The following is a 1,839-nucleotide window of genomic DNA, read 5'->3' on the forward strand; positions in this document are numbered from 1 at the left end:
TCGGGCGAGGTGCTCGCCTCGCTCGCCCTCAGTGCCTGGGCCGTGCCCATCGCTCGGGCCGGGGGCCTGTCCGCCACCTCCGCGCTCTCGCTCTGGGGCACCTACGGCCTGGCCTTCGGGCTCGCCACCCTGGCCGTGCGCACCGTCATCGCCAGCCACCGGCCTCGTGCCCACCGCGAGCGGCTGCGCTGCACCGGTGGCGCCACCATCGCCCTCTCACTCGTCGCGGCCGTCACCTGGGCCGTGCACTCCGGCCTGCCCCTCGCGCGCGTCGCGGCGCTGCTGCCCATGGGCCTCGTGGCGCTCGGGCTGTGCGTGGCCCTCCCCTCGCCCCGCCGGCTGCACTCCATCGGCTGGACGCTGGGCGTGGCCGGTACCGTCACGTTCGTGCTGCTCGGCGTGGGGCTCGCCTGAGGTGCGTCAGTCGAGGCCCTTGCGTCCGCGGAAGCGCTGTCGAAGGAAGCGTCGGGCGTGGCCCTCGGCGATCAGCCGCTGCGCTTTGCGCACCGCCGCCTGCGCCTCCTCCAGGGTGACCTCGCCCTCGACGAGGGAATCCGCGAGCAGGCACTGGTACGAGGCGCAGCTCGACGGACGGTCCTTGTAGATCTGGCAGTCCCGGCCCTTGAGCGCCGGGCACCGCTGCGCGAGCACCTCCGTCCCGCTCCGCCGCTGCTGCGTGGGAATACCGAGGGCACGCAGCCGCTCCAGCTCCTCCGGCTCGAGCCCCACGTGGGTGAAGAGGCTGCCATCGCAGCACAGGCCGCAGCCGCGGCAGAGGATCGACAGCGGAGATTCGGGTGTGCCAGGATTCATCCAGGAACTCAGATAGTCATCGCCGCCCCCGGCCGCTCGTGCGCGCCAGGGTGCAGGCGAGGGCTCGCATGGGACCGAGGTCCGGCCCCTCCTCGGCGCTCCACGTCCCCCGCCCTCTTCTGTCAATGACTTCCCATCGACAACGGCGGGACGACGCCAGCATAATCGCCGGGCCCAACCCACCCCCGAGGTCCCAATGAGCAATGTACCCGATGTAGAGCAGCTCGATGCCCCCCCGCCGATCTCCGCCGAGCTGCGTGCGAAGATCCTCGCGGACCCGAACATGGCGAAGATGGCCGCGGAACTCGAGATGGACCTCGAGGAGTTCGTCAACACCGTCGGGTACTACATGAACAACCCGGGCGTGGAGCCCGCCTTCCTCGTCGTCAGCGACGAGAACCTGAGGAAGATGGGAGTCGAGCCGCCCACCGCCGAGGCCCTCGAGGCCAACGTGCGCGCCAGCGTCGAGGCCATCAAGGCCGGCCAGTCCCCGAGTGGTTTCGAGGATGCTCGCAAGCGGACCGTGGACCTGGCGTCCCAGGGCGGCGAGGCCGTGAAGACCACGGACTCCGGCCTCGACGACGCGGTGAAGAAGGCACGGACCTCGCTAAAGCCCTGATCCCACGAGGCTTTCTCGAAAAGCTCCGGCCCCTGACAACTTCCAACCGCGGCCCCCGATAATCATTTCAACGCAGCACTTTCCTTCCAGAAAAGAGAGTTCGCCATGGGCTTCATCAAGGGCATCGGCAAGGTTTTCAGCAAGATCGGTGACTTCGCCAAGAAGGCGGTTGGGTTCGCCAGCAAGATCCTCAACGGGCCGCTGGGCAAGATCGCCTCGCTCATCCCGGGCGTGGGTCCCTTCATCGCGGGCGCCTCGAAGATCGTCGGCATCGCCAACAGCGTGCTCAACGGTGGCGGCCTCAAGGGCATCATCGGCGGCCTCGTGGGCAACCTGGGTGGCGGCCTGCTCGGCAAGGCCGGCTCGCTGCTGAGCAAGACGGGCCTGGGCGCCGCCATCGGCCTGGG

Annotated in this window: 3 protein-coding genes and 1 pseudogene; 3 read left to right on the forward strand and 1 reads right to left on the reverse strand. The window is 69.4% G+C overall.

What is annotated here, in order from left to right; genetic code table 11:
* Positions 1 to 414 (forward strand): annotated as a pseudogene (locus VF794_RS20545) (hypothetical protein); the annotation flags it as partial.
* Between the two features lie 6 nt (positions 415 to 420).
* Here the strand turns inward: VF794_RS20545 and VF794_RS20550 are convergent.
* On the reverse strand, positions 421 to 813 hold the full coding sequence (locus VF794_RS20550) for a YkgJ family cysteine cluster protein (protein ID WP_331112956.1): 393 nt from the start codon (positions 811 to 813) through the stop codon (positions 421 to 423).
* 196 nt (positions 814 to 1,009) lie between these two features.
* Here VF794_RS20550 and VF794_RS20555 point away from each other — a divergent pair, with 196 nt between their 5' ends.
* A complete protein-coding gene (locus VF794_RS20555) occupies positions 1,010 to 1,432 on the forward strand; it encodes a hypothetical protein (protein WP_331112958.1) in 423 nt (140 codons plus the stop codon).
* 105 nt (positions 1,433 to 1,537) lie between these two features.
* Positions 1,538 to 1,839 (forward strand): hypothetical protein (locus tag VF794_RS20560; protein WP_331112960.1); only part of this gene is annotated, 302 nt, incomplete at its 3' end.

The organism is Archangium sp. (genome assembly GCF_036389735.1).
Taxonomy (GTDB): Bacteria; Myxococcota; Myxococcia; order Myxococcales; family Myxococcaceae; genus Archangium.

Bases quoted from the DNA above. Each gene is read 5' to 3' on its own strand.
- VF794_RS20550 (WP_331112956.1), bottom strand. From the start codon at position 813: ATGAATCCTGGCACACCCGAATCTCCGCTGTCGATCCTCTGCCGCGGC.
- VF794_RS20555 (WP_331112958.1), top strand. From the start codon at position 1,010: ATGAGCAATGTACCCGATGTAGAGCAGCTCGATGCCCCCCCGCCGATC.